Source organism: Glutamicibacter sp. NPDC090743 (assembly GCF_044769125.1).
Classification (GTDB): domain Bacteria; phylum Actinomycetota; class Actinomycetes; order Actinomycetales; family Micrococcaceae; genus Glutamicibacter.
This window is the reverse complement of the sequence record NZ_JBIVXE010000011.1, coordinates 19,452-39,712: the sequence shown is the minus strand read 5'-3', so window position 1 is coordinate 39,712 and position 20,261 is coordinate 19,452. Positions and strand designations below refer to the sequence as shown.

At 55.9% G+C, this 20,261-nt stretch carries 23 protein-coding genes; 15 read left to right on the top strand and 8 right to left on the bottom strand.

Annotated features, from left to right (window positions below):
* Positions 1-18 precede the first annotated feature (18 nt).
* The 7 genes from ACIQTS_RS17655 to ACIQTS_RS17625 form a co-directional block, all read right to left on the bottom strand.
* On the bottom strand, positions 19-1,551 hold the full coding sequence (locus tag ACIQTS_RS17655; RefSeq protein WP_402474202.1) for a CpaF family protein: 1,533 nt from the start codon (positions 1,549-1,551) through the stop codon (positions 19-21).
* A complete protein-coding gene (locus ACIQTS_RS17650) occupies positions 1,548-2,375 on the bottom strand; it encodes a hypothetical protein (protein ID WP_402474200.1) in 828 nt (275 codons plus the stop codon). The genes ACIQTS_RS17655 and ACIQTS_RS17650 overlap by 4 nt, the downstream gene beginning before the upstream one ends.
* 2 nt (positions 2,376-2,377) lie before the next feature.
* Complete coding sequence (locus tag ACIQTS_RS17645) at positions 2,378-3,073, bottom strand: SAF domain-containing protein (protein WP_402474198.1); 696 nt, start codon at positions 3,071-3,073, stop codon at positions 2,378-2,380.
* 2 nt (positions 3,074-3,075) lie between these two features.
* Positions 3,076-3,732, bottom strand: a complete 657-nt coding sequence (locus tag ACIQTS_RS17640; protein ID WP_402474196.1) for a hypothetical protein — start codon at positions 3,730-3,732, stop codon at positions 3,076-3,078.
* Between the two features lie 3 nt (positions 3,733-3,735).
* Positions 3,736-4,698, bottom strand: coding sequence for a ParA family protein (locus ACIQTS_RS17635; protein WP_402474194.1), 963 nt, complete (start codon positions 4,696-4,698; stop codon positions 3,736-3,738).
* Between the two features lie 423 nt (positions 4,699-5,121).
* Complete coding sequence (locus tag ACIQTS_RS17630) at positions 5,122-5,421, bottom strand: hypothetical protein (protein ID WP_402474192.1); 300 nt, start codon at positions 5,419-5,421, stop codon at positions 5,122-5,124.
* A gap of 520 nt (positions 5,422-5,941) precedes the next feature.
* On the bottom strand, positions 5,942-6,652 hold the full coding sequence (locus ACIQTS_RS17625) for a hypothetical protein (RefSeq protein ID WP_402474191.1): 711 nt from the start codon (positions 6,650-6,652) through the stop codon (positions 5,942-5,944).
* Between the two features lie 597 nt (positions 6,653-7,249).
* Here ACIQTS_RS17625 and ACIQTS_RS17620 point away from each other — a divergent pair.
* From ACIQTS_RS17620 to ACIQTS_RS17580, 9 genes are all read left to right on the top strand, one after another.
* A complete protein-coding gene (locus ACIQTS_RS17620; protein WP_402474188.1) occupies positions 7,250-7,747 on the top strand; it encodes a glutaredoxin family protein in 498 nt (165 codons plus the stop codon).
* The gene (locus ACIQTS_RS17615; protein ID WP_402474185.1) at positions 7,744-8,169 is read left to right on the top strand and encodes a hypothetical protein; all 426 of its coding nucleotides are present in this window, start codon (positions 7,744-7,746) and stop codon (positions 8,167-8,169) included. Before ACIQTS_RS17620 ends, ACIQTS_RS17615 begins: the two co-directional genes overlap by 4 nt.
* Complete coding sequence (locus ACIQTS_RS17610; RefSeq protein WP_402474182.1) at positions 8,169-8,759, top strand: hypothetical protein; 591 nt, start codon at positions 8,169-8,171, stop codon at positions 8,757-8,759. The genes ACIQTS_RS17615 and ACIQTS_RS17610 overlap by 1 nt, the downstream gene beginning before the upstream one ends.
* A 55-nt stretch (positions 8,760-8,814) precedes the next feature.
* Positions 8,815-9,240, top strand: a complete 426-nt coding sequence (locus tag ACIQTS_RS17605) for a hypothetical protein (protein ID WP_402474179.1) — start codon at positions 8,815-8,817, stop codon at positions 9,238-9,240.
* Between the two features lie 77 nt (positions 9,241-9,317).
* A complete protein-coding gene (locus ACIQTS_RS17600) occupies positions 9,318-9,716 on the top strand; it encodes a helix-turn-helix transcriptional regulator (RefSeq protein ID WP_128190659.1) in 399 nt (132 codons plus the stop codon).
* Entirely contained in the window at positions 9,713-10,591 is an 879-nt protein-coding gene (locus ACIQTS_RS17595; RefSeq protein WP_308210419.1) for a permease, read from the top strand. The genes ACIQTS_RS17600 and ACIQTS_RS17595 overlap by 4 nt, the downstream gene beginning before the upstream one ends.
* Positions 10,592-10,634: 43 nt before the next feature.
* Positions 10,635-10,796: a hypothetical protein gene (locus tag ACIQTS_RS17590; RefSeq protein ID WP_164877222.1), complete on the top strand. Its 162-nt coding sequence runs from the start codon at positions 10,635-10,637 to the stop codon at positions 10,794-10,796.
* 80 nt (positions 10,797-10,876) lie between these two features.
* Complete coding sequence (locus tag ACIQTS_RS17585; protein ID WP_205333512.1) at positions 10,877-11,863, top strand: IS481 family transposase; 987 nt, start codon at positions 10,877-10,879, stop codon at positions 11,861-11,863.
* Between the two features lie 43 nt (positions 11,864-11,906).
* On the top strand, positions 11,907-12,173 hold the full coding sequence (locus ACIQTS_RS17580; RefSeq protein ID WP_402474174.1) for a hypothetical protein: 267 nt from the start codon (positions 11,907-11,909) through the stop codon (positions 12,171-12,173).
* A 110-nt stretch (positions 12,174-12,283) separates the two neighbouring features.
* On the opposite strand, the gene ACIQTS_RS17575 is transcribed toward ACIQTS_RS17580, so the two are convergent.
* Positions 12,284-13,072, bottom strand: a complete 789-nt coding sequence (locus ACIQTS_RS17575) for a hypothetical protein (protein WP_402474173.1) — start codon at positions 13,070-13,072, stop codon at positions 12,284-12,286.
* A 263-nt stretch (positions 13,073-13,335) separates the two neighbouring features.
* Here ACIQTS_RS17575 and ACIQTS_RS17570 point away from each other — a divergent pair, with 263 nt between their 5' ends.
* From ACIQTS_RS17570 to ACIQTS_RS17545, 6 genes are read left to right on the top strand one after another with little or no spacing between them, the layout of a single operon-like run.
* Positions 13,336-13,557 (top strand): hypothetical protein, encoded by a 222-nt coding sequence (locus tag ACIQTS_RS17570; RefSeq protein WP_337446769.1) that lies wholly within the window; start codon positions 13,336-13,338, stop codon positions 13,555-13,557.
* Positions 13,558-13,561: 4 nt separating this feature from the next.
* Entirely contained in the window at positions 13,562-14,539 is a 978-nt protein-coding gene (locus ACIQTS_RS17565) for a conjugal transfer protein (RefSeq protein ID WP_402474170.1), read from the top strand.
* Positions 14,540-14,585: 46 nt separating this feature from the next.
* On the top strand, positions 14,586-14,855 hold the full coding sequence (locus ACIQTS_RS17560; protein WP_402474168.1) for a hypothetical protein: 270 nt from the start codon (positions 14,586-14,588) through the stop codon (positions 14,853-14,855).
* A gap of 12 nt (positions 14,856-14,867) precedes the next feature.
* Positions 14,868-15,491, top strand: coding sequence for a hypothetical protein (locus ACIQTS_RS17555; protein ID WP_402474166.1), 624 nt, complete (start codon positions 14,868-14,870; stop codon positions 15,489-15,491).
* On the top strand, positions 15,481-17,991 hold the full coding sequence (locus ACIQTS_RS17550) for an ATP-binding protein (RefSeq protein WP_402474163.1): 2,511 nt from the start codon (positions 15,481-15,483) through the stop codon (positions 17,989-17,991). Before ACIQTS_RS17555 ends, ACIQTS_RS17550 begins: the two co-directional genes overlap by 11 nt.
* A gap of 59 nt (positions 17,992-18,050) precedes the next feature.
* Positions 18,051-20,261, top strand: a complete 2,211-nt coding sequence (locus ACIQTS_RS17545) for a hypothetical protein (protein WP_402474161.1) — start codon at positions 18,051-18,053, stop codon at positions 20,259-20,261.

The following is a 20,261-nucleotide window of genomic DNA, read 5'->3' as shown; positions in this document are numbered from 1 at the left end:
CGGCGAATAGAGGTGTCATTACGCACCAGCCCTTTCGGTGGGGTGCTTATACCCGGTGAAGTGCAGCTCTTCGAGAAGCTCATCACTGGGCAACTCATCAGGTACAACGGATAGGCCACGGGCAGGAGCATCAAAGATCTTGGTGGCAATTGGTGCTTCGCCATCACCTGAAGGCCTGACTTCGCTGATCTCATCCACGATGCGTGTCTGAGTTCCGATCCCGACGTAGCGGGAAAGATGAACAATGACCTGGATGTGATCGCTGATCTGACGATAGGCGAAAGTGGGGCTGGTTCCCAGGGCTTTTTGCTGTAGGGCAGCGAGTTTAGCGATGGTGTCTTTGCCGTTACGGGCGTGGATTGTGGTCATCGAACCTGCCGCACCGGCGAAGGCCTTGAACATGGCGTTGACTTCATCCGAGCGGACCTCGCCCAGAAGGATGCGCTCTACATCCAAGCGCAGTGAGTCATCTAGGAGCATGTCCAATGTGATGGCACCAATTTCTTCACCGGTCTTGGGGTCACGTTCACCGCGTCCAGGCCTGGCCTCCAGCGACTTCACATCAAGGTGATTAGGTTCGCCGAGGTGCAGCTCGCGCTCAGTTTCGATGGTGCAAATGTTTTCCATCGGATCAAAGACGGAGCATAGAGCGCGAAGGAAAGTGGTTTTACCTGCGCCGGGATAGCCTGCGACCACGATGGATTGCTTGGCTTTAACGCAGGCGGTCAAGAAGTCTGAGGCTTCCTTGGTAATGAATCCTTGCTCCACAAGATCCTCCATCGTCACAGAGAACATGCGGTGGCAGCGGATGACGAGCGTCGGCCGTGGGACGATCGGTGGATGCTGGGCCTGCAGACGTTGCTTGCCAGGAAGCGTGAGACTGAGGCGCGGGGTGTTCACGTTGAATTCACGGCTGCCATCGCCCAGTTCGTTAGACCAAGCTTGAACCATTTCGATCAAGGCATCATCGCTTGAAGCGATGGGATCAACGAATTCGCGGGTGCCATCGGTGTACTTGATCATCACCCGGTCATAGCCGTTGATATGGATGTTCTCTACCCGTTGATCATCGAGGTACTTCTGCAGTGCACCGAGCTGATATGCCTGGTCAAAGAGGACTCGTTCTAACAACTCTCGTTCAGAGTTGGTAAGCCGTTCCTGGCCGGCACGCACCTGGCTGGAGTCATACTCGGTGACGACATCAGCGATGATGGAGCGACCAAGCTCCTCACGGTTTTGCGGGGTTTCATTGGCATTAGAGCGTCGAATAGAGATCTCGCTGGAGAGAGCATCGATAACCTCGAAATCTACAACTCCATCAGCGATCACGGCCTGCTGCTGTTGGCGGCGATGGTCTCGTCTCCGTGGCAGTTCGTTGTCTTCGGCTGCAGAGGGTTCACTATGTGCTGGCGCAACTTGGGCTTGAGCTGTACCTCGAGTTGCGTTGGCAAGATGATGAGCCGCTGCAGGGGGCTCGGTATCCAAGGATTCGGCCAGCGGCAGACCCTCGAAGAGGTTTCCGAGTCCTTTCAGATCATCTGGGGTGCTCATGCGGAGGCCTCCTCGAATTCTTCTTCAGTGACTGACTGGCCGCGATCTACCAGGTTGCTACGCAGATGCGATACCAGATCTTCAATTGCTCGCGGGTAGGGTTTCTTTTCCAGTTTTCCTCTGAGCACTGGTGTGCGACCTTCTGAGTACATAGCTGCTAAAGCTGGGTCCCAAGGCAGCTCCTTGGCTAGTTTGTAACCCAGAGAGGAAGCCACCTCTTTGGAACTGTGAGGCGAGGAAGGATGTTCTACGGTGACAAGTTCCGGGAGATCTGCGCGGCCACTCTCGGTGAGCTCTTCGATCATCTCTTTCTTGCGAGCAGCGAAGGTGAAAGCGTCGCCTAGCGTTGGACGCAGGAAGAACAAGATCTGATCAGCATTCTCCAGCAATGCGAAACGAGGATCTCGTGGAACGTAGCGGCCGAGGTCAATAAAGACATCCATACCTGTGTCGCCGAGCTGCTGAGCAGCCCTGGCAATGGCTGGCCAAAGACGATCCAAAGAAGGAGCTGATCGAGGATCTAGTAACCCAGGGAGAACCCATTTGGTAGGTTCTTCTCCTTCGGCCAGCTCTTCCAGTGGTAGAAACTGAGCCCAAAGATTGTTGGCATCGAACAAGGAAGCCTGGGCACTGGACAGCGCCAGGTTGATCAATGATTTTGAAGCTGGGGTTGAGCCTTCAAAATAACCAGGCAGGATGCTGGAGCACCGGGAAGTGTCAGCTTCGATAACCACAGCCTGCCGAGGCCACTTCAGTGCCAGCGCCAAGGCTGCAGTGCTAACACCGGGGGAGCCGCAAAGACTAGTGAGGGTAATGACGGACATGATTACTTGCCTCCGTCAAGGACCAAAGCAACCTGGTTCGCCGAAGCTGCCGTAGCAATGACGGCAGAGTTCTCGCGTGGCACCAGGACGCTGACGATGGTGTTTCCTGAGACCTCATCGACCTGGATGGACGCGACGGTGCCTGTATAGGTGCTAGGTTCGGTGTCCTTGGTGACGGGCTGCCCCTGTGGAGGGGTGACAACCAGACGTACAGGATCGCCATCTCTCAAAGGATAACCAGGAAATTTGCCACCTGTGAGAGAGAGACCCACCATAGATTGTTCTCCTGGAATGGCAGGGCCATCAGCTACCGAGGAAGGATTAAGGATGCTGCCAGTTGGAATATCCAGTGTTGCGCTTTTCCCTAGAAGGCTGCGAGCATCATCTGCTGCAACATGAGGAATTGGCTGACCTTCAGGGATCTGTACCGAGCTAAGATCGCCACCTTCAATGACGTGTCCCCTGGCGATATCTTTGTTCACAGCCACGACCGTCGTGGTGTTGGAGCTCGAATCGATAACGAAGTACGCCCCCATGGCTCCTAGGACTGCTAGCAGAACGCCCGAAGCGATGAGCAGTTTCCGAGGCTTGGTAGCCACGGTGCTCTGAGCAGGTTTCTTGGGGGCTGTCTTTTTGGAGGCGGCTTTCTCTGGCTTCTCCGCAGGATTCGGATCTTGCTTCTCGGCAACAGCCGTCATGGCTACTTCTCCTTTTTCAGGTATTCCTTCAGTGCAGTTTCTACAAGCTTTGTGCGGTTCTTATCTGTCAGCTCTGCAGCAATCTGATCGAGTACAGCGATGTACCTTTTCTTCATGCGCATGGTCATCGGCTCCTTGCGAGTGCTGCCGTCGCGTGCCGTGGTCGTTGGGATCACGTTAGGACGCTGAAACAAGTTCCTGGTTGGAACTTGGAAGTGTTCAGGCTCCAGCAGCGAAGGAAGCTTGTCATAGGTGGCATCGATGGCATTCAAAACGATGTTGGGATAGCTGATCTTCTTTTCTTTGTTGAATTTCCTGACTTTTCGAACCAGGTCTTCAGGTAGGGAGAAGGTCAGCGGAGCTGTGGCCTCCATTGCTGGGTCCACGTCGTCTAGCGGAGCTGGTGCTGGCCTTTCTGGCTCGGAGGCTATTGCCTTTTCCGGGCTATCCTCTGCTTCAGGTACTGCGGCAGCATCTTCCACGGCGGCAACATCAGAATTGCTGATTTGCAGCACCGCAGTTTCTTCAAGGTTGGCAGCAGTGGGTTTACCTGGCTCGCTCGGTGTGACAGTTTCTTCCGTGCGCGGGGCCACCGGCTGGGCTATCTTCTTGAGTCCACCGAGTGCGCTTAGATCCATGGCAGGTTTACGCTTCTCCACGTTCTATACCTCCATTTCTGCAGCGTAGAGATCTTCTTGACGCTGGAGCTCCTGGACAATTTCACTACCCAGGGCAACGTAGTCTTCGGCAAGGGAGTTTGCGGAGCCGGTAATGCGCCTTTCTTGCTTCTTGCCGTCGCGCAGTGCTTGCCAGAACGGTGTCTGGCGTGTGGCTGCATCGGCGAGCTCTACTACGGACATGCCACGCCGTACAGCGTCGGCATCAGCTGCGGGGACGTTGCGGACAGTTGCGGAGAAAACAGGTGCAATGTCCCCGAGCATGCTGGCTAGGTCTTCACGTGTGTCTTTTTCAGCGAGTGACATTCGGGAACCGGCAGTAACACCGAAAATCACAACGCCTAGGAGCTGTACCTCGTCGTTGAGGTCGGCGACATCGTTGAAACGACGCACTAGAGCCTGCAGGGCCGAAACGGATTTCCGCTCAGGGCGAAGTGGAGCGATGACCCAGCGAGCAGCGATCATGGCTTCATCTACGAAATGGACGGAGTGGTCAGCCGGCGGGGTGTCGATCAAGATGATGTCGTACTGATCCGCAATGGAGGCGATGGCGCGGGCCACTCCCCCACGGTATTGCTGCTTCCCGCGGCGGCTTTCGCCAACCAGGAGATCTCCAAGTGCGTTCAACTGGGTGCCACCAGGTACGACATCCAAATTTTCACGGATGTTCTTGGCCGGCTGAAGGGTAGTTCCAGTCAGTACCGTGTTGAAGAGGCCTTGGCCCTCATCGTCGGCTTCAGTGTTGACGAATCCTAGATTGATAGCGACGTTCTTCTGGGAGTCAAGATCGACGATCAGTACCTTGTATCCGGCATCGGCGAGCAGGGTGCCTGTGTTGGTTACAACGCTGGTTTTACCCACTCCCCCTTTGCCGTTTGCGCTGGCGATAACGCGGCGTAGGCTCAAGCGTTCCTGCGGCGTGATGATGTTTGCATTGTGGGAGTCCATAACACACATTGTAGTTGCCTTGAACAAGACATACAAGCGCTTTACGTGAATAAGTAGTGCGCGTTTACTGGCTATCAATAGTTATGTTACATCCTAATAAATGGTCATCAGATGCAACTTAACAAAGCTTCAACCTTGCCTTAACTTCGTTTATATTTCTAAATCCATGCAACATGCATGCGCCTCAAATGCATGTTCAATGCATCTTAGATGCATCGTTCATGCGCATTTACTGCGTAAGCGTCGCATCGATGATGCATTCAAGTGCAATCTTGGAGTCAAACCTCGCCTTACACTTGCAGAAAAAGCGCGTTTGACTAGGGATAAATGCATCAATACTGCATTGTCAATGCAGTACGGAAGCATCGCTAAGTAGAGAGAAATGCGCCTTTACTGCCAGCTCAATGGTTGCAAAAGGCGACGTTACTGCTGCCTCTGAGCTCCGCCAGGGCGAGGCCAAGGGAGTGCATCAAGCAATTGCCAGGTTTCTTCACGAGTGGGCTGGATGACGCCCACCCCGTAAGCGGCTTCCATTGCTGCAGCGGACAGGAAGCTGGAGACTGTGTGGACATGTTGCTGCCAACCTGTTTGGCCTTGTGCAAATGCTTTGACGATGGCAGCGCATTTGAGGGCCTGATAGCGGTTGACTAGTGCTGGCAGGTCGTCGCCGGGTAAGGGTTCGGTGACGTTGGTGTTGAAAGAGTCAGGGTCGAAATGGTTCATAGGGAGACCCGCTGAATCTGCACTATCAGTCGATCATGTCGGCTGCCATGGGGTTCAATTCTGGTGCGCAGGGGAGTGCTGGTGCCGGCCGTTTTTTCAGCCCATCTTTTGGCGAGCATCCCGGCGCTCGGGCGATCTAGCTTGTTGTAGATCTTTAGGTCTACCCATTGGTTTGGGGGGAGTGTGGTTAGATCAAAATTTTTCAGCGGGTGTGAAGCTTGCGAGATGGGAAGGCCTAGTTCCCAGGCCGGGACGGCAGGTGACGCTAGCAGATCTTCTAAGGACCATTTGAAGCGCAACTTGTTGATTGGCGGCTGGGATGTGCATTGAATCGCCAAAGTTTCAGCATCGCATTGCGTCCAGGATATTTCAGCATGAGGGGCGTCTAACGCAGGTAGGTGGTGCCAAGTCGAAGTGTTGGGAACAAATACTAAGACTTGTTCGGGGTCGCTCGTCCGAATGGCGCACCATAGAGTAACGCCCTGGTCACGAGGGGAAATGAGGAAGTATTGATGGGTCATCACAGCGAGATAGAGATCGGGGAAGAGGGCCAGTGGATGTCTGGCCGGACGGAAGGTTCTAGGTCGGTTACACCGGAAGACATAGCCCAAAGTACAGTGGCGTCGCTGAGGAGGCGGATCGCATTCTGAGTTTCAAAGTCGTGGATTGAGATGGTGAAGGGGAGTCCTGAACGTCTGGCGAGGATTCTGATGCCGAATCTGGGGCTGCGCAGGACTTGCTCAATGCTGATTGCCGCTGCTGCGAGTGGCTTGAGGATCTGTTGATTGAGGTCAATGCTGTCTAGTGCGACTGTGGAGACCAGAGTGTAGTGCAGGCATTGGTATAGAGCCTGGGCGACCTGCTGAGGGGTTTGTGGCTCGGTGGAGGATACGTAGAGCTGGATCTTATCCTGGAGCAGTCCTGCGACTTGGGCAGGGGAAAGGAGGCGTGACTCTAGGTTCACTGTCTTGAACTCTGAGGGGTCAATGGAGCCCAGAGCGTGTTTGAGTAGCACATCGATTTCTGCGAGCTCGGCGGTAAAGGCTATAGCCTCGATGGCACACGGTCGGTGAATGACAGATGAGCGGTAGGGTGTGCTTTCACTAAGCAGTTGCTCTGTTGTTGGCTCATTAGAAGGCCATTGGGATCTCGGGGAATGTGCTTGGAGTCGATCAGCAGGGATTTTGCTGATGTTCCTCACGGCACGTTGAATCTGCCCATATGTGGTCATTACCCCTCCTCAGTCTCACCTTATGTGCCAAAAAAGTTGCTTACTTACTATCTTGACACTTACTTGCTGGACACTGGGATAATTAAGAAGGGCGATCCCCGGTTAATGGACTCGACACGCTGGGATCGCCCTTCTTATGCTGAAATTCTAGTGGTTTCTTATGGAGACTGCTAGTGTTGCGAGTGCTCCGCTAGGCTTCCTGGACCTCCGAACCAACATTTGGACCCTTTGGCCTGGCGGAGTTTTACGCCTACAAACTGACATCTGTTTTGTATAAAAAGTTACTTCACTGCTTGACACGCTTTTTCTTATCGACCACACTTATAAGCGTCAGATGTTAGTAAGTGAGGGGGTGTGAGATGGACTTGCAAGTTTCGGTGGATCTGGAAGACGTAGCCAGGTGGGCTGTGGCCAGTGGCCGGCTGAAGGGACTACCTCACACCACGGAACTTCGGGTTGTTCACCAAATGTTGCGTAAAAACCCGCATATGGCGCAGCGTCTTTCGATGTTGTACTTGTCAGAAATCGACTGTCCAACTCTGCCGGCCGCGGTGACCTTGATGGATAACAGACATCTTCAAGGAAGGGGTATCCGTCATGGATTCTCGACTCATCGTTAAAGTTTTCGGCCACGAGGACTGCGGACAATGCACGATGACCACAAAGCAGTTCACCAAGGCTGGCATCATCCACACTTATGTTGACCTGGATCTCCCAGCGCACCAGGAAGTCTACAAGCAGCTCAAAGCACGAGGCCTGATGCAGGCCCCAGTTGTTGAGTTTGGGGTTGAGACCTGGACCGGGTTTCTTCCCATGAAGTTTCCTGGAGTCAAAGAAACCCAGGAGGCTCAGGCGTGCAACTGCAAAGTGGTTTCCAGGCAGGAACAGGAAGATTTCTTCGCTGATCGCCTAAGCATCGGTTCGGATCTTTCGGAGCATGAGCGTGAGCAATTGCAAGATGAAGTCTCCTGGGCAATCGATTTACTGCCGCCAATCCATGCAGCTGACGAACATGACGAATACACATCACTCCTAAATGAAACCCTCGGGCGGCTGCAGGCCGTTTGTGGCCAAGAAAGAAAGTTAGCCTCATGACGAACCCTTCAAGCCCAATTCATCGCCTCACCGAGCTTTGCTCGACCTTGCGCGAAATTGAAGAGGCTGCAGCGGAAAAAATGAACCTGGCCATCGCTGTCATCAAGACACGCAACGAAGCCGGAGAAGACATTGCACCGCTCGTTCGCATTCTGGGGACAAGTCGCCAGACCTACTACACGCGCAGCAAGAAAATCACCATCGAGCACCTGCCGGCTGAAACTCCGACTCTGGAGCAACTTGCCGAGGATCTAAAAGAGCTCAAGAGCAAGATCAAGTGGTACGAAACCCGACGAGACGCACTGCTTAGCCCTGCACTGAAACAGACCAGTTGGAAAGACGTCATCTCTGTCACCGGGCTTTCATCCAGGGCCATCACCTATCGCAAGCAAGATCCAGAGGGAAGCGCGGAGGAAGAGTAATGAGCTACGACTGCATCCCTGAAAGTTTGCTCCGAGATATCAAGTGCTATCAGCGGCAGGTGGCTACTGGGAACATTGACCACCTTCTCCACGAACATTTGGTGAGCGACATCAGAGCATGTGTTGGTGTCCCCGAAGCTGAATACTTCGACCGTCACCGAGAGCTGCCCTACATGGAAGGCCGCTTCAGTATCGATTTAGGACCACTCAAGGAGCTGCAGTTTCTTGGTGCGATATCAGGTTCACCACATCCAAGCACACCTAGCGAGCACCTGAGATACAGCGCAGGAAGCGTAGTCGCTACTGTCTCCCTGGCTTTTGGTCTTTGGGCCTTGGCTTATAAGTCAACGTTGTTCCCTGTCATCACTGCCTGGGAAATCATTCTTCTCATGCTTGTGCCGCTTGGAATTTCTTGGGTCATCTATCTGGTGACGAAATTTTGGTTCATACCTAAAGACATCGATCACCGGCTACAGCGTGTAGCCGAATTCAAACAGTTGCAGGCAGATTACGAACAACAGCTTGCAACAAAGCGGAAAAACGCAGTGGCAGAAGCCGAAGCGGCGCGGCGGCAACGTCTCCAAAGGTGAGCCTATTTCTTTGGGCAACCTTGGCTCAGTAGTGAACTGAACACCTAGGCTGTTCTTGAATCAGATGTTTGACCTTCCGGCGCTCACGGACGTTTCCGTGCAGGCCACCAGCAAGCTTTACCGAGCGATGCGAGACGCAGAGAACGCCGTGATCGACATGCCAGAGGATTTCGAGTTGTACACGAACCTGGACTATCTGGCCTACCCCAAGGCAGTACGTGCTTTCGAGGAAGACTGGGACGCTGCTTATGCGAATGCCCAGAAGATCAGCACCACGAAGATCCCCGCGAAGGAGCTCAAGACCATCCAGCGTATTCGTGCACTGCTGACCCTCGCTGAAGGCGTCGGTGCTACCGATCACGAGCGTCACACCGCCTACACGCAGATCCGCAAAATGCTTGGCGAGCTCAAGCACGTCAGCGTCCCAGACCGAGCTCTATTGCACATTGAAGAAAAGCAGCGGCTCGCACTTGCGGTCTAGTTGTACTGACCAGGGACGTTGATCGTTAGACAAGTGCCCACTTGTCACACAAAGAAGCGCTTGTCTATAGTGTGGGTATGACAGTTTCACTGGATGTTGCCATGCCGCGCACGGACCTGTCGGCGCGGGATCACGCGCGGATGCTTGCTCCGTTGTTGAAGCCTTTGTCAGACGAGAACAGACTGATGATCGTGCTGACGCTTGCGGCGGGGGCGTGCTCGAACAAGCAGTTGCAGGAGGCCACCGGGTTGAGCCAGGCGCTGGTGAGTCACCATGTGGCAGCCTTGCGGGAAGCGCGGCTGATCAGTGTGCGGGCCGAGGGCCGGTCCAACATCTACGAGCTGTGTTGTGAGCAGTTGGCGGCGCCGGTGCAGTGGCTCGCTCACTTGGCGACTCTCACTCCAGAGGGACAGAAGGCGTGCTGCACTGCCCCAGCAGGGGAGGGTCAGGCATCGACTGAGGGTGCTGCGCGGTGATTCATGCGGTACAGACCTTCGGGTTGATCCTGGTCGAGTTGCTCGTCCTGTTCTCGCTGATCTCGGTTCTCGTTGCGCTGGTGAACCGGCGGTTCGGGCCGGATCGGATCCAGAGCTGGATGGCCGATGGGCGCCTTCCCGGCCCGGTCAAAGGGCTACTGCTGGGGGCGATCACGCCGTTCTGTTCCTGTTCGACGCTGCCGGTGCTGGCTGGGATGTTGAAGTCGGGGGTGGCGTTCCGGACGTCGATGACCTTCCTGATCTCGTCACCGCTGCTGGATCCCATCATCGTGGCCGGGGTGGTGCTGCTGTTCGGCTGGCGTATCGCGTTGGTCTACACGGTGGTCACCGCCGCATGGTCCCTGCTCGCCCCCCTCGTATGGGAACGACTCGGTATGGCCAGCCAGCTCAAGCGAGTCAAGGTCGTCGGCGACGACAGCACCCCCCGCCCCTGGGCGGGACTGCGCAACGAGATCCGGCCCGCACTCGGCGAGGCCTGGGCCGATCTGAGACCGCTGCTCGTCCCGATGGTGCTGGGTGTCTCGGTCGGTGCATTTATCTACGGTTTCGTGCCTCAGGACCAACTCGCCGCGGTCGCTGGCGACGACAAGCCATGGGCCGTGCCGTTGGCCGCCGTGCTTGGCGTTCCGCTTTACGTGCGGATCGAGACGATGTTGCCCATCGGCTTGGCCCTCAGCTCGGCCGGTATGGGGCTAGGGGCAGTGTTCGCGCTGATGATCGGCGGCGCCGGAGCCTCGATCCCCGAGATCTCGATGCTCACCGCCTTGTTCAAGCCCCGACTGGTCGTCACTTTCGTGGTCACTGTCATCGGCACGGCCATCGCCGCTGGCTACCTCATCCCACTGATCGCCTGACCCCACCACCACATTCCCAACCACACGAGGAGAACAAACAACCATGGGACTCAAGGACCTCTTCACCGCACGCAAGCAGGACAGCAGTTGCTGCGGAGCCCAGATCGTGCCCGACGATGACGACCAGCCCCAGAGCGAGCAGGGAACGCCCACCGAGACGGCTGCCTCTTCAGCGCCGAACCGCGAGGACACGGACGGCAACTGACATACCGAATCGATGGGGGCTGCACCACAGGGTGCAGCCCCCATCACCGTCTCCACCCGCTCGTCACCAGGAAGACCACCATGCCCCACGCCAATGCCGCCCTCACACCGCGTCACCGCTTGAAGGTCGCCCAACTCGTCGTCGACGACGGATGGCCGATCAGCGAGGTTGCCGCCCGCTTCCAGGTCTCTTGGCCCACCGTCAAACGCTGGACCGGCCGCTACCGAGCGGGCGAGTCCATGCAGGACCGGTCTTCCCGACCGCACCACTCACCGAACAAGATCAGCCCGACGGTCACTCGCCGCTGTATCCAGCTGCGGCTACGACTCCGAGAAGGACCCGTGCAGTTGGCGTGTCGGCTGGGGATCGCGCCGTCGACGGTCCACCGGATCCTGACCGACGCCCACCTGAACCGGCTGTCGCATGTGGACCGCGCCACGGGGGAACCGGTGCGCCGTTACGAGCACGACCATCCCGGCGCGATGCTCCACGTCGACGTGAAGAAGCTCGGCAACATCCCCGACGGCGGAGGCTGGCGCTACGTCGGACGCCGACAGGGCGAGAAGAACCGGGCAGCTACACCAGGCAAGCTCAGGAGCAAGTACTCCGACCCGTTGATGGGCAAGGCCTACGTCCACACCGTCATCGACGACCACTCCCGCGTCGCCTACGCCGAGATCCACGACGACGAAACAGCCCACACCGCCACCGCGGTCCTGGTGAGGGCCGTCGAGTGGTTCAACGCCCGCGGGGTGACCGTCGAGCGGGTTCTGTCGGACAACGGCGGGGCATATCGCTCACACCTGTGGCGCGACACCTGCGCCGAGCTCGGTATCAGGCACAAACGGACCAGGCCGTATCGCCCTCAGACCAACGGCAAGATCGAGCGCTTCCACCGCACCCTGGCCGACGGCTGGGCATACGCCCGCTGCTACACCTCCGAGACGGAGCGCCGCGGCGAACTCGACGGATGGCTGCACTACTACAACCATCACCGGCCCCACACGGCCTGCGGGAACCAGCCGCCCTTCTCACGATTGACCAACGTCTCCGGTCAGTACATCTAGTCCCTGGACTAAGAAAAAATTACGACTTACAGAGGAGCTTCAAATGCGCGACAAGCCTGAGATGATTTTTGACGAATGGTATGAGATCAAGCCAAGCGAGGAAGCTAAGCGTTTCGTAAAAGAGCAGGCCCGGGCTTTTCGCCGTGAAGCCTTTTGCCGTGAAGCGAGTACCAAGGACAGGCTGACCCTGCCGAAAGAAGTAGTTGAGCGGTACAAGGAATTTCAGGTGACGCTAGGGAAGTTCGACCTGGCAGAGGGCTACATTATGTGGGTATCTGATAAGAACGACCAGCACGACGACAAGGATTAGTCGAATCTCAGCTCAGGAGCATTTGCTCTAAACATGAGTGTGGCGGGGGATGAAGGATAGGAACCTTCATCCCCCGCCACACTCATGTCCGGCAGGATCTCCGAGAGTTTTTACCCCCAGCCGTTGGCTTTGATTTCATCCTTGATCGCCTGGGTGAGGCGCAGACGGATACGACTCACACGACGCGAGAGCGCCTGGCGATTGATACCCAGCTCATCTTCCAAGGTTTTGCGGGATGCCTGCTCATCTTCAGCCAGACTGTAACGGGCCAGGAGAGTCACTTCATCCTCGGTCAACACGTTGGTGTGCAGCGCCCAGGAGAGTACCTCTGCGAGCTCATCCAAGGGATCTTGCGACTCCTGGAGCTCGAAGCAATGCTGGGCGTTCATAGCGCTCTCCAGGAGCCCGTAGTCATCTGTTGGGATGCTCTGATCGTCGTGCGTGCCGCTGCGCTTCCGGGAGAAGTCATTGTAGGAGACCAGGTGAAGAGCATTTAGTGCGAGAGAGCCCTGGACATTGTTCACGTTCTCGTAGGAGCGAGTATGGGTGGCTTCCCACATGGCAACGATGGCCGTCTGGATTGCATCGGTGTGAGACTCGAAACGCATTGAGCGGCAGCTGTGCGACATCTTCACTGCTTTGGGGAGCATGAGTTTCAAGATGGTCACGTCCGCAAAAGCATCATGCTGATGCACGCTGGCATTGATCAGTTCTCGTAGCACAGCGTCCTTCCAAGCCCGGTTGGAGCTGCTCTTGAAGATCAGAGGGAGCTTTGCGAAGTCAATGCCCTTCAGCGTGTTGTAGGCGGCTGGAGCCACCGGTGCGTAGCGGTCGAATTCAGCTTCAATCGAAGCGACTGTTGGAACCCAGTTGATGTGCGTGATGGTGCTGTGACTCATCGGATTGATCCTTTACAGAAGTGCCGGTCCATGTGTCACTCATTGAAGAAAGGCACCCCTTGCGGGGATCATTGCGCAGTTGAGGCGTCGCAGACGCTTCCCGTCGAGTAGGGACGAGTCACGCCGGGACTGTTCACAAACATCCAAGTCAGACCCTTGCGCAAGGGATGAAAAAAGTTTTTGATATTTTTTCGGTCCAAGTACTCAAATGCCGGTGACCTTGATCTGTAGCAGGCAATTGCTACGACCAAGGAGCACTCACTATGGAGCAGGAAAATCTCGACCATGAGGCCGTAAACAGCAATCTCGTTGATGCGGTTCAGGTCTTCACCACGGGTAACCGGATTCAAGAACTCGCAGCTGACACTTACGCCAATCCCTATGACGAGAACGCGCGGAAGCGTCTGTCGGTGTTCCTGAATTCTCCGCGTGTGGGCCGGGCTGATGAAGCGATGAGCCGGATGAATTCCCGGAAGGCGGGATGAGCTCATGGGAAGCAGTTTTGTCAGCGCAGCTTTCTCCAAGGGGAAGCGCAAGGAAAAGATCAAACCAACCAAGGAGGAGCGCGCACCGCGCGCCCTGGGCTGGACACACGGCCGCGAGATCCTGACCAAATCGGTGACTTGGAGTGCCATGGCTTTATGGGTGGCCGTCCCACTGGGAACTGCCTATGTCGTTTCTTCTCAGACCAAACCTGAACAGATCGTCATGGTGCAGCCGGTAGAAGCATCAATCACCCAAGCAGAGCAGCAAGCCGAATCGGTGGCCCAGGGCTTTGTCATGAGTTGGCTGACAGCAACCAAAGACAACACCGCAGCGATTGACCGCTACACCACACTCAGCTCGACCGTCACTTTAGGTGCACAGGCTATGCAGGTTCGCTCCATGTCGGTCGGATCGAACGCGGCAGGCCAGATTGATGGCCAGCGCGTCATCACGGTGGCGGCTGAAACTCGCACCGATGAGAAGCAGCCCTGGATGCAACGCTACTTCCAGGTCACAGCTCAGCTGTCCGATGAAGGCGCAGTCTCGCTCGTGGGTCTGCCGGCTGAAGTTTCTGGAGCTGTCTCCAGTTCTCTAGCCGCTGGCCCCGAACTGAAGAACACCGTCACGAAGAACGCACCGATGGGAACTACTGTCACCGGTTTCCTTCAGGCCTACCTCGCCGGTGGTAAAGATCTAGAGCGTTACATCGCTCCCACCTTCTCGGTCAACGCCGTAGCAGCTACGCCCTACAAGACAGCTGAAATCCTCTCAATCCGCACTGACCAAGAGACCTCCACCTCCACTGAGAAAGCCCCTGATGGCACAGTCGCCCAGGCTATCGCCCAGGTTCGTCTCAAAACAGGGGAGATGTCCCTGATCGCCGATTACCCCTTGGAGCTCACAAGTCGCGGCGGTCGCTGGGAAGTTACCAACGTCGGAACCCAAACGGCTTCCGAAGCAGCGCCGGCCCCTGCCCGGTAAAACCAAACTCCCACCGCCTGGTGGGAACCACGAAAGGAACAAGAAAATGATCGCATTCGACGTAATGAACAACATGGCAGATCTCGCCCCTGTGGCAACCAGCATCTGGGATTCCGCCAACACACAGATCGACCAGGGCACCAAAACGATTCGAAGCCTTGCCTACTTCGTGGCTGCCTGCATTTTCCTCGGCACCTGGTGGAAGGCATCCTTCAAGGCAGCCATCGGCTCGGCGGTCTTGTGTGGCATCGCCATCTGGCTGATTGCCTACAACGGCTTCGACTTCATCGCAAAGCTCATCAACGGAACCTTGTGATTGTGACTCGCTATGGCAACGGAAGAGATTGGACCGAATGAAACGATCATTCGTTTCTACCGAATCAACCGCATTCCTCACCTTTACGGCAAGGTCAACGGCGAAAAGATCTGGGGTGGACCGTACACGGGCTACCAGATCATCTTCGCGGTCATCGCAATCATCATCGGTTTCAACACCATTGGTTACTGGGGAAACTTCGGCGTTTTCGGGAACATCATCGTTCTTATCGTGGGCGTCTATGCAGCGTCCTGGGTGGGACAGTGGATCTCCATGAACGTCAATGATCCCCTTGTGGCGGTCACCGGTTTGGGCACCATGCTCGGAAGCCCGGAAGCCGGCAGCATCGATGGGAAGAAGATCGAGCGCAAAGCCAAGGTCCAGAAATGGGCCGGCAGGAATTTCGATCAAGATCTCACAGCACTCTACGCAGACTCTCCAGCTGAAGGTGAGTATGCGGATTTCGAGGCTGAAGATCCCGAGCCGATTGAAGAACTAGCTGAGGTAGAGGAGCCGGCACCACCGGCAATAGAGATCCACCATCAATCAAATGTGCAGGTGAAAGCTGCAGCTAACCTCACGGCCGTAGAACGGCTGCTGGGAATGACAGAAAGGAGCACGGACGATGAAAGATAAGATTCCAGCCACAAACATCACCCAGAATCTGATGTTCACCCGTTCGGGCATTGTGTGGGCCACCTGGCGTATTGAGCCAGTGTCCTACTCCTATCGTCCAACCGCCCAGAAGATCGACGTGAAAAATCTTCACCAGTCATTGTTTGAATCCTTTGAGGGTGAAGTGATGTATTCCGGGCTGATCGCTCAATCTGACCCAACTGATGTTGTGGAGAAGATGATTTCCAAGGTCAACATGGAAGGGAAATTGGACTGGCTTGATGAAGTCGAGGCCACCTTGGATGTCCTAGACAACATCCCGCTAAACGAGCGTTGCTTTTGGGTGAGTGTGCCGCTCATGGGCAAGCAAGGCGTAGTCGATCAGCTCAAGGATTCCTTTGCTGCAGGTCTACGCGAGGCAAGCGATATCCTGCAACTGCCGTTACGCCCGGTTTCCGAATCGGAAATTGCAGCGGCTGCTCGTGCAGCCAGGATCATTGAAGACAAATTCTCCGATAGCTTCAGACTCATCCGAGCAACTCCAGCCGAGCACCTTTGGATGGGCCTTCATCATCAGTACCGCGGCATTGGCAACGAAACCGCAGCACCTGATTTGTACAAAAAGTTAGATCCAAGCTTGGTTCTATCCGGTGCAGCATTCGGCCAGCCAGTACTTGATGAGGGAGGCAAAAGCGACTTGTCCCCCCGCGAGCTCAAGACGCTGCAGCCTTATAAGAGGAAGTTCCTCAAGGTCGTACCCGACGATGAGCCTTGCTACCAGGTGATGTTGGGGCTGACCGCTACCCCGATGGGCGGCATGGTGTTCCCTGGTACCGAATGGCTGCACATCCTCGATGCCAAATTCGAGTTTGAGGTGGATTGGGTTTTGCGCGTGATCTATCAAAGCAGCAAGAAGGCCAAGGAAAAGAACCGGTCCACTGAGAACAAACTGCGTGATCAGTTCGACCAGCGCGACGGTGAAGCCAATGAAATGACCGGTTTCATGGCGGATCTCGAACAGAACGCCAAGGATCTGAGCACTTTCCATCAAAAGATGAGCTCTTCAGAGCACATCATGAAAGCCACCGTCCACGCGATTTTTGCGGTGGGTGCCCCTTCAGCAGACCAAGCCCAGGAGATGGCGAAGATCCTGCGCGAGTTCTACAAGACCAAGCTGGGCATGACGCTTTGGCAGGGTCTTGGCAAGCAGAAATCATGGTGGTGGGGTATGCAGCCAGGCGTGGCCATGCACCAAGATGTGAGAGCTTTGGCCCAGGTTTCAACCAGTGAAGATCTTGCCGGAGCAGTGCCTTTCGTATCCACCGGCTTCGGCGGAGAGAAAGGCATCGTTTGGGGAGCCAACGAAAGCACCGAACGCGGAACCTTGGCATTCTTGGATCTCGAAGGCCAAGCTGAAGGAAACCGTTCCTGCTCGGTCGGAGTATCCGGTGAGATGGGTGTCGGCAAGACTATGTTCGCCAAGAAAGTAGCAGGTGCTGTTACTGACCGCGGCGGCCGCTTCTTCGCTATCGATCAGTCCACCACTCATGAGTGGGCTACCTATGGTGCTTCCATCACCGATTGCGCCAGCCTGGTCATCACGGCCCCAGAGTACTCGCTGGACCCGTTGCGAGTCCTTGGTATCGAAGATGGTGCCTCGGCAGTGGAGAATCTGGTCGCAATGTTGACCAACATCTCTATCAGTAGCGACCTCGGCGATGTTCTCAGTGAAGTACTCGATCCCGAGTACATGCACGAGCATGAGCTGATCAGCTTGAAAGCTGTTGTGGATCACCTGAAGGTCTGCGACCTGCCAGACGCAGACAAGCTGCACCGAAAGCTGGCCACACTTGCTCGTCGCAAACTCGGCAAGGTGCTCTTCGATCCAGCACTTCCACCGTTCCCATTGGATGCAACCAGCCTGGTGATCGTCACCGATGGCCTGGAATACCCTTCAGACAACGAGCTGGAAAACAAGCACCTCTTTGAACAGATGAGCGTCGAGAAGATCTTCGGCCGCGCCATCCGTCTGCTAGCTGCAAGCATCGGCGAGAAAGTGTGCTTCCAGAACCGCGAGCAACTGGTGTTCCTCATGATCTCTGAAGCACAGCACTTCACCAAAGTGGAAGAAGGAAACCGCATTATCGAGCGCTTCCTGCGTGAAGGCCGCAAAGCAAAGGCTGCCGTATTCCTGGACTCCCAGACTGCAGGTGGACTTGGACCAAACCGGAGCCTCATCCCCAACAAGATGGTGATGCGATTACGGGATGAAGATCTGGCCATCGAGGCAATGCATTGGCTCGGTCTCAAAGCTGAAGAAAACCCAGAGATCCTGCGGATCATCAAAAAGGAACTATCCCCTGCAGGACCAGATGAGCGCACCATCCCAGGACGCGAAGGCGAATGCATGGCTGTAGACGCCCAGGACCGCTACGCCAAGCTCAAAGTCTGGGCACCAGCAAACCCAGATCGCTTCGCTGCAGCAGACACCACCCCTGAGCTGGAGAAGACTGCATCATGAAAATCTCGCGTGTGCTGATAGGCCTCCTTCTGTCCCTAGGTGTCCTCCTCGGAGGAGCCGTGGCAGCCTCGGCCGATGAACCAGAGCTGCTAGACAATGTGGAAGTCAGTGATACTCTTCGCCAGGAGCCGAGTAAACAGATCACAGACCCGGATGGAATACCCCTAGACAAGTACAGGGATCTGTCGATCTACCGCGGCGATAACTGGGGTGATATCAACCCCATCACGAGTATCAATGCCAGCAACTCGGACCAGGCTTGGGACGCACTGTTCACCGTCTTCGATGGCTGTGTATGGCTGATCCGCTTCATGCTCGGTTTTGAATGGGTGAAGTGGGTCGCCTATCCACTCATCGAACTCGCCGGAATCATCGAGTCAGTGCTAGGAGGCCTTAATTGGCTTCCGGCAGTCACCACATTAGCTGCGGCTGTTTACGGCTATGCCATGGTGAAGGGACGAGTCGCACACGCATGGATCAATATCGGTGTCATTGGTCTGATGATGTGGTTCATCACCACAGTCATGATGAACCCGGTGATGTACTTCTTTGGAGACCTTGGGCTGTTTACACAGCTGAAGACCACTGGTGAGAATTTCGCGGCCTCCTTGGTGACCGGTGAGCAAACTATCGCTGAAGGAACCAACCCCATCGATAGCTCGATCACGGCCCAGCTCTCCACCATTTTCATTCGGGATTCCTACCAAGAAATCAGCTTCGGCAAGATGCTTACAGGGGACTGTCAAGACGTTTTCGTGAATGCGATGAAGGAATGGAATCGTGCCGAAGACGGCGATATGTGGGTCGCTGATCAGGTCAAAAAATGTGATCCCTCGGTGGCGCAGCATATTGACAACTACGGCTTCAACTTCATGGATTACTTCATGCCAGGAGGAGCCCTCTCAATCTTCACCATCGTGGTCGCCATCTTCACAGCGTTGGTCTTCTTTGCGATCTTCTCCGCAGCTTGGGAAGCCTGCATGCTCACCTTGACCGCCAAGGCAGCGTTGATCCCAGGTGCCCAGGTTTCATTCTTCCGGCACGTCTTCGGAATCCTGGCCGCAATGCTCCTGGCAGCTGTAGGTCTGGTGTTCTTCGTGCTGTACCTGATCTTCATGGAAAAGCTCATGCGGTTCTTCACGACCTGGCTTGGGGAGCTCAGATACTTCGTTCTTGGGATCTTCTTTATCGTCATGATCTTTGTGGCGTGGAAGTTCCGCAAGCAGCTCAAGGAAAAGGGCAATGCCATGGCCAGCAGGGTCGGCAAGATGCTCAGCGCGCAGGACAAGCACAAGGAAAGCACTTTGATGCGCGACGCCTACAACGGGGCGTCTAAAACTATCCGCACGGTGAACAGCATCAGGAACCGTAAGTCTATGCGGGACATGGCGGATAACACGAGCCGTCCCCAAGGACCGACTGAGACAGCAACCCCGAGAAAATCCACAGATGCTGCCGCACCCCAGGAAGTGCCGCTGCAGTCTACAGAACAAAGTTCCTCGCCAGCTGCCAATGCGACGGAACAACCTGTCCAGGACACTGCAGCAGCGCAGCGCGCGGCGGACCGCAAAGCAGTTGCTAAGCAGGCAGCCCTCCGTGCGGCCCGTGCCGCGGCCAAACGAGTCCATCCTGCAGGCACAGTAGCGGTGACTGCAGTTGAAGGAGCCAGTAAGGCTGCACAGCGTGCCAAGCAGAAGAAGGAAGAAACTCAAGCAGAGAAGCAGCAGATTGACCAGTCAGCGAAGGCATCCCAGGACCAATCATCAGCTGGCTCATCAAATCGTCAAAGCCCTCGCCGGAATGCATCGTCGGGACCGACTCAGAATCGACCAGGCTCCCAAAAGAATGCCCCGCAATCTGAAGGTCGCAAGAAGACGAATCCAGCGGAGAAGCCGAGCGTTTCCAAGAGCCCAGCGAAGCAGCAGCGTCCCGAAGGGAAGCGTCCTCAACGACAGCAAGAAACGGTGCCCGACTCTCCATCAACTCGACGTCCGCAAGGGGGCAAACCTTCTGGCAATAACAGCCGGCCAAATACGCCGAATCGTGCGCAGGCCTCCTCTCGGAAGCCACAGCAGCAAAAAGCTGGGAACCCCGGAAATCAGCGGAAGAAGAACACCCGCAAGGGGTCACCAGCACCACAAAAGAACCTTCCCAAGGGCTACCGCCGCAACGCAACCCAGGCGCGTCAGGATCGCGCACGCCAGATGCTGAGCGAAGCCCGATCCCAAGCATCACAAGCACGTCCCATACGTGAGAGAAAGGCCAGCTAA

Bases quoted from the DNA above. Each gene is read 5' to 3' on its own strand.
- ACIQTS_RS17655 (WP_402474202.1), bottom strand. From the start codon at position 1,551: ATGAGCACCCCAGATGATCTGAAAGGACTCGGAAACCTCTTCGAGGGT.
- ACIQTS_RS17650 (WP_402474200.1), bottom strand. From the start codon at position 2,375: ATGTCCGTCATTACCCTCACTAGTCTTTGCGGCTCCCCCGGTGTTAGC.
- ACIQTS_RS17645 (WP_402474198.1), bottom strand. From the start codon at position 3,073: ATGACGGCTGTTGCCGAGAAGCAAGATCCGAATCCTGCGGAGAAGCCA.
- ACIQTS_RS17635 (WP_402474194.1), bottom strand. From the start codon at position 4,698: ATGGACTCCCACAATGCAAACATCATCACGCCGCAGGAACGCTTGAGC.
- ACIQTS_RS17630 (WP_402474192.1), bottom strand. From the start codon at position 5,421: ATGAACCATTTCGACCCTGACTCTTTCAACACCAACGTCACCGAACCC.
- ACIQTS_RS17625 (WP_402474191.1), bottom strand. From the start codon at position 6,652: ATGACCACATATGGGCAGATTCAACGTGCCGTGAGGAACATCAGCAAA.
- ACIQTS_RS17620 (WP_402474188.1), top strand. From the start codon at position 7,250: ATGGATTCTCGACTCATCGTTAAAGTTTTCGGCCACGAGGACTGCGGA.
- ACIQTS_RS17615 (WP_402474185.1), top strand. From the start codon at position 7,744: ATGACGAACCCTTCAAGCCCAATTCATCGCCTCACCGAGCTTTGCTCG.
- ACIQTS_RS17610 (WP_402474182.1), top strand. From the start codon at position 8,169: ATGAGCTACGACTGCATCCCTGAAAGTTTGCTCCGAGATATCAAGTGC.
- ACIQTS_RS17600 (WP_128190659.1), top strand. From the start codon at position 9,318: ATGACAGTTTCACTGGATGTTGCCATGCCGCGCACGGACCTGTCGGCG.
- ACIQTS_RS17590 (WP_164877222.1), top strand. From the start codon at position 10,635: ATGGGACTCAAGGACCTCTTCACCGCACGCAAGCAGGACAGCAGTTGC.
- ACIQTS_RS17585 (WP_205333512.1), top strand. From the start codon at position 10,877: ATGCCCCACGCCAATGCCGCCCTCACACCGCGTCACCGCTTGAAGGTC.
- ACIQTS_RS17580 (WP_402474174.1), top strand. From the start codon at position 11,907: ATGCGCGACAAGCCTGAGATGATTTTTGACGAATGGTATGAGATCAAG.
- ACIQTS_RS17575 (WP_402474173.1), bottom strand. From the start codon at position 13,072: ATGAGTCACAGCACCATCACGCACATCAACTGGGTTCCAACAGTCGCT.
- ACIQTS_RS17570 (WP_337446769.1), top strand. From the start codon at position 13,336: ATGGAGCAGGAAAATCTCGACCATGAGGCCGTAAACAGCAATCTCGTT.
- ACIQTS_RS17565 (WP_402474170.1), top strand. From the start codon at position 13,562: ATGGGAAGCAGTTTTGTCAGCGCAGCTTTCTCCAAGGGGAAGCGCAAG.
- ACIQTS_RS17560 (WP_402474168.1), top strand. From the start codon at position 14,586: ATGATCGCATTCGACGTAATGAACAACATGGCAGATCTCGCCCCTGTG.
- ACIQTS_RS17555 (WP_402474166.1), top strand. From the start codon at position 14,868: ATGGCAACGGAAGAGATTGGACCGAATGAAACGATCATTCGTTTCTAC.
- ACIQTS_RS17550 (WP_402474163.1), top strand. From the start codon at position 15,481: ATGAAAGATAAGATTCCAGCCACAAACATCACCCAGAATCTGATGTTC.